The 5,248-nt window shown below is 68.7% G+C and carries 5 protein-coding genes; 3 read left to right on the top strand and 2 right to left on the bottom strand.

From position 1 onward, the window contains the following. Window positions 1–476 precede the first annotated feature (476 nt). Together GZ997_RS11580 and GZ997_RS11575 are read right to left on the bottom strand one after the other, a co-directional pair. The gene (locus GZ997_RS11580; protein ID WP_162679996.1) at window positions 477–1,562 is read right to left on the bottom strand and encodes a permease prefix domain 1-containing protein; all 1,086 of its coding nucleotides are present in this window, start codon (window positions 1,560–1,562) and stop codon (window positions 477–479) included. Between the two features lie 98 nt (window positions 1,563–1,660). Continuing rightward, on the bottom strand, window positions 1,661–2,014 hold the full coding sequence (locus tag GZ997_RS11575; RefSeq protein WP_162679995.1) for a PadR family transcriptional regulator: 354 nt from the start codon (window positions 2,012–2,014) through the stop codon (window positions 1,661–1,663). 272 nt (window positions 2,015–2,286) lie between these two features. Here GZ997_RS11575 and GZ997_RS11570 point away from each other — a divergent pair, with 272 nt between their 5' ends. From GZ997_RS11570 to GZ997_RS11560, 3 genes are all read left to right on the top strand, one after another. Continuing rightward, the gene (locus GZ997_RS11570) at window positions 2,287–3,894 is read left to right on the top strand and encodes a mechanosensitive ion channel domain-containing protein (protein ID WP_162679994.1); all 1,608 of its coding nucleotides are present in this window, start codon (window positions 2,287–2,289) and stop codon (window positions 3,892–3,894) included. Window positions 3,895–4,028: 134 nt separating this feature from the next. After that, the gene (gene msrB, locus GZ997_RS11565) at window positions 4,029–4,481 is read left to right on the top strand and encodes a peptide-methionine (R)-S-oxide reductase MsrB (RefSeq protein WP_161923414.1); all 453 of its coding nucleotides are present in this window, start codon (window positions 4,029–4,031) and stop codon (window positions 4,479–4,481) included. Between the two features lie 62 nt (window positions 4,482–4,543). Next, on the top strand, window positions 4,544–5,248 hold a 705-nt coding region (locus tag GZ997_RS11560; RefSeq protein WP_162679993.1), incomplete at its 3' end, for an endonuclease/exonuclease/phosphatase family protein.

The raw sequence follows: 5,248 nt of genomic DNA, 5'->3' as shown, positions 1-5,248 counted from the left end.
GACGTGTCAGACGATTCCTCTTGCCAGCCGGGAGGCCGGGCCTCAATGGAGCCCGGTCGTGGAGACCGGGAAGACAGCAGCAGACGACGACGCTGTCTGATGGCACGGTGGTGCCTCAATGGAGCCCGGTCGTGGAGACCGGGAAGACAGCTCGCTGTTCCTGCCGCAGCGTACCAAGGATCGTGCCTGATCTCGCGAGCGCTGCCATTGAAACGTACAACTCGGCCACGGTGTCCCGCTCGGGGAATGGTGAGAAAACCGTGTCACGCCGCGAACTCGAGCGCTGCCCAGGGAATCGGTGGACACCGGAGCGCTCGCACGCAGTCGGAGTCCTTCGGTCCGGTGACCCTGCGTGTTGATTAACGAGCATGAGGCGTTCCGCCTCGAACTCGCGGTGCGCACACGCGCCAGGCTACCCTCAACGAAACAGCTTCTACCGATACCGGTGATACGGGGACGCTGCGGTACGCGGTTTGTTAGCGGGAGCGCCAGGAGCGCAGGCCGGCCTCACCGGCAGCAATCGCACCGAACAGAGCGCCCGCAATCGGCCAGATCATCCAGCTGATGTCCCAGCTGGAGCCGATGAAGGACCAGGCTAGGTAGATGGCTATGCACCCGATCCAGTACGGGCCGGCGATCGCCTCAATGAACGGGTTCTCCTCGGGGTTGCGCCAGGTGGGCGTGGCGTCGGCTGGGCGGCCCTCCTGGGTGACGGTCGTGTGCGTCATGGAGGCCCAGGTGGTCGGCAGGAAAATGCGTAGCCCGGCCGCGACCATGAACAGCGTGAGGACCAGACCCAGCGGTGGTCCGGAGCGGTCGGCTGACTCCTGGAATAGGATGCCTGCCCCTACGGTGGGGATTGGAGCCATGATCCACAGGGCCACGGCGATGCTCAGTGCACGCGATCGCACTCCCTCGTGCTCCAGTCGCAGTCGCGCGGTCCATGATGACACCATCGGACTGCGCGTGAACTTGCCGTCCGTCAGGTGGGTGAGGCCGGTGAAGGCCCGGTGGCGGCGTATCAGCACGGACACCGCCAGTGCCACTACGACGAGCGTCAGAACGAGTCCGAGCGTTGAAGCCTGGTGCTCGTTCAAGGGGATGAGCCCCAGGCCGTCCTTGCCCTGGGATAGGGATGCGCATCCGAACAGCGGTACCGCCGCCAGCACGCAAAGGGCCACGCCATTGCCGAGCAGGGTGCCTGTGCTGCGCCGCGCCTCGGCGGGCGCCTGGGCCTCCGGTAGCGTAATGACGGGGTACTCCGACGGTGTCGTATCGGGCATGGTGAGAGTCGCGGCGGGCGCGTCGGCGGCCCCCGCTGCCGATGCGTCGCCGGTGCCGCGAATGTCGGGAAGGATGCCGAGCGCGGGTGCCAGCTCCTCCAGGTTTCCGAAGTCAGTGATTACCGAGCCGACCGCCTCGTTGTGCGACTTCCCGGAGGCGACGGCGTCTGCGTAGGCGTCCTCCATCATGGCGTGGAGCTCGCGCTTGGCCTCCAGCAGGCGCGGGGTGGCCGGGTAGGGGGCGAACATGGCCTCGAGGAAGGTGTCGATGGTGTCCATCAGGGTTCCTTGTCTGTCTGGGATCTGTCTGGGGTCTGGCTGGGCGGCTGCGGGCGGGTTGTCTGGTGTGGCCTCTGTCTGGGGCGTTGATTGTGCGGTCAGGGCGACGTCGACGTATCTGGGTTGTGAGTGCGCTGCGCGAAGCGGTCGATGAGGGCCTTGGTGTCCTCCCACTCGGCGAGCTTGCCCGTCAGGTGGGTGTTCCCGGCCTCGGTGAGCCGGTAGTAGGTGCGGGGCTTGCCCGATTCGCTGGTGTCTGCGAAGGAGTTGACCAGCCCTGCCGACTCCAGGCGCTTGAGGGCCGAGTACAGCGTGGTCTGCTTGATCGTGTACTGCCCCTGCGCCACCTCGGCGATGGTCTTGGCGAGTTCGTAGGCGTAGGAGGGGCGGTCGCGTAGCAGCGTGAGGGCGATCAGGTCGATGTAGCCGCGGATGGCGTCGGCGCTAATCATGACGACCTTCCGCGGGGTGCTCTGGCCCTGGGGGTCGGGGCCGGGGTGCGACGGTTCATACGTTCAACGTACTACGACAGACGTAGTACGTCCAGTGGTGTATGTGGCGTGCTTGGGGCAGCCCCTGTTTTTCGGATACGGGGCTACCGTTGGTCACCGGTTGACGGTGGTGCGGCCATCGTCCGAATGACCGGAACCGCAGTGATGTGAATGACGACCGTGTCCCGCACCTGCACAGCTCGGGCACAGCGCCGGGTCCTAGTCTTAGGCACATGGCCTTCGCACCCGCGGCAGCAGCCGCATCGCTTCGCGCACTCACGGCCCTTGACGCCGCCGTGAGTGCCGACACCCCAACGGATTCCGCGACATCCTCGGCCACTGAGGGCGCCGCCGACGCCGCCGAGGCGGTGGTGGAGGCCACTGCGGACGTGTTCTCCCTGGCCTGGCGGGTCGGCCTCGGGGCGCTCATGGGTATCGCGCTGGTGTTCATCCTCGTCGTCGTCCTGCGCACCATGGGCCGCCGCCGGGTGATGTACGCGGAGCTCATTCGCTTCTGCCGCACCCCGATGTACGCGATGGCGGCCCTCGCCGGCGCTTTCATCGGCGGGCAGGTTGCCTTCTTCGACCTCTCCCAGCCGGACTGGGCGCAGTTCGTGCTGCATGCGCTGCTCATCGGCATCATCCTGTCCGCCACCTGGGTGGTGGTGGGCGTGGCCAAGGCGGTGGAGTCCTCCGTTGTGATCGGGGTGCGCTCCCACGGCGACGTCGACCGCACCAAGCGCATCACCACGCAGGCACAGGTGCTGCGGCGCGTAGCCGAGGTCATCATCGTCGTCTGCGGACTAGTCGGGGTGGCGATGACCTTCCCGTCGGCGCGCGTGGCGATGGCCTCGCTGCTGGCCTCAGCCGGACTCGTGTCGGTGGTCGCCGGCCTTGCCGCTCAGTCCACCCTGGGCAACCTCTTCGCGGGAATCCAGTTGGCCACCACCGACGCCATCCGCGTCGACGACGTCGTCGTGGTAAACGACGAGCAGGGCTTCATCGAGGAGATCACCCTGACCTACGTGGTGGTGCGCGTGTGGGACGGGCGCAGGCTCATCTTCCCCTCCACCTACTTCACGCAGAACCCCTTCGCCAACTGGTCGCGCCGCGGCAACCAGCTAACCGGCACCTTCACCCTCGACCTGGACTGGCGCGCACCGGTCGCGGCCCTGCGCGCCGAGGTGGAGCGGATCCTGTCCGGCTCGTCCGTGTGGGACGGACGGGTCGCCTCCGTGGACGTCACCGATACCTCCGCGGGCACCGTAACCGTGCGGGTGGCCGTATCTGGAGCGAATAACGCCGACGTGTTCGCCCTCCAGTGCCAGCTGCGCGAGGAGCTGGTTGCCTGGTTGCAGCGCGAGGCGCCCTACGCCCTGCCGCGCACCCGCGTGGAGGTGGACAACGTGGACGTCGCCCACGACCCTACGCCGGAGAAGGTGGCTCGCCTGGCCGAGGAGCTCGTCACCCTGCAGAAGCCGAGCGCCGACGGCGTCGAGCCGGTAGAGGAGGCCACGTCCGTGCAGCGGCCGCTCGCTGACGACCCGATCGAGGCCGCACGCCTGCGCGCGGTCGCCAAGGGACGGGCGAAGCTCCGCCGCGCCCGCCGGGACAAGGTGCGGCGCCGCCGCATCCTCGCCCGCGACGCGGCGCAGTCCGGTGCCTTCGCCGACGGTTCCGGCGTGCCCGCCCGCCCGGTGGACACCGGTGAAGCGACCGGTGTCATCTCTACCCAGGAGCAGCAGGCCTATGCCGACGCCGCCGAGTCCGTATCAGACAAGCCGGGCAAGCTGGGAAAGCTGGGCATGGGCAAGTCCAGCACGGATGCCGACGACGACTGAAGCTCGCGCGCGCGAGCCGTTGTGGCCGGGCGGTGGAGCGTCGCTGGTATTCCCGGTCCAGGCGTTTTTTCAGGTGAGACTATCCACGCCGATGCGGGGTTGTCGGCCCCTTGCCGCGGGGCCAGTATGGGGCCATGACAGCTGAAGGCATTAGCTCCGCTCCGCGCCTTGACCCCACCGTCATCGCTCGCACCGACGCCGAGTGGCGGGCCGTGCTCAGCCCGTTGGAGTACCACGTGCTGCGCGAGGCAGGCACCGAGCGCCCCTATACCGGGGAGCTGCTTGACGAGCACCGCGAGGGCATCTACAGCTGTCGGGCCTGCGGCGCCGAGTTGTTCCGCTCCACTACCAAGTTCGACTCCCACTGCGGGTGGCCCTCCTTCTACGATCCGTCCCGCACCGACGCCGTGGTGCTGTCCACGGACACCTCTCACGGCATGGTGCGCACCGAGGTGCGCTGCGCGGCCTGCAACAGCCACCTCGGGCACGTCTTCGACGACGCCCCCAGCACTCCTACCGGCCAGCGCTACTGCATGAACTCCGTTAGCCTGAGCTTCGAGCCCGACGTGGACTCCACCGAGGCGTAGCCCGACTCAGTGAGCATCCGCGCCGCGGCCAGATGCCGGTAGCGTCCAGTAGGAGGCCCAACGTGCTGCGCGTGCTCACCCTGAACCTTCAGCACTGTCTGCCCGGTGCCGGCGCGGGGGACGGAACAGCCGCGTCGGGCTCGCTGGCCGGTGCCGACATCCGCGACCCCGCCACCGCCCGCGCCGTGCTGACGGCCTTGGCGGAGCAGATCACCGAGCTCGCCCCCGACGTGGTCGCGTTGCAGGAGGTCGACCTAGGTCAGGCCCGCTCCGGGCGGCTGGACCAGGCGGCAGTCCTGGCCGAGCTGCTCGGGTGGTGCCACCGCCGCTTCGCCGCCGGCTGGGCGGGCCCGGTCACCGGCCTGCGCCGCCGTCCACTGCACTCGGCACTGGCCCGGCCCGCCGACGACGTGCTCGGCCCCGCCCGTGCCGTGTTCGGTCAGGGCCCGGTCGGCTTCGGGAACGCGCTGTTGAGCCGGTATCCCATCACCGCCTGGAGGGTGATGCGGCTGGGCCGCGGTCCGGCCACGCTCCTGCGCCGCGGCAGCCCCATCGACCCACGCTCCTACCGACTATTCACCGCCACCGCCCGCAACCTGCTGGTCGGTCGAGTGGAGCTGCCGGAGGACGTGCTGCCCGGCGTCGGTGTGCTCAACGTGGGCGTCACCCACCTGGCCACCCGCGCCGAGACCGCGCACCGACAGCTGGATTCCGCCTGGGGCGCCTTGACCACACTCCCCGGCCCGCACCTGCTGGCCGGCGACTTC

The sequence above is a fragment of the Actinomyces sp. 565 genome, from assembly GCF_010365615.1.
In the GTDB taxonomy this organism is placed as follows: Bacteria; Actinomycetota; Actinomycetes; order Actinomycetales; family Actinomycetaceae; genus Actinomyces.
Note: the sequence above shows the minus strand (reverse complement) of the source record. Positions and strands in the feature narration are given on the sequence as shown.

Bases quoted from the DNA above. Each gene is read 5' to 3' on its own strand.
- GZ997_RS11580 (WP_162679996.1), bottom strand. From the start codon at position 1,562: ATGGACACCATCGACACCTTCCTCGAGGCCATGTTCGCCCCCTACCCG.
- GZ997_RS11575 (WP_162679995.1), bottom strand. From the start codon at position 2,014: ATGATTAGCGCCGACGCCATCCGCGGCTACATCGACCTGATCGCCCTC.
- GZ997_RS11570 (WP_162679994.1), top strand. From the start codon at position 2,287: ATGGCCTTCGCACCCGCGGCAGCAGCCGCATCGCTTCGCGCACTCACG.
- msrB (WP_161923414.1), top strand. From the start codon at position 4,029: ATGACAGCTGAAGGCATTAGCTCCGCTCCGCGCCTTGACCCCACCGTC.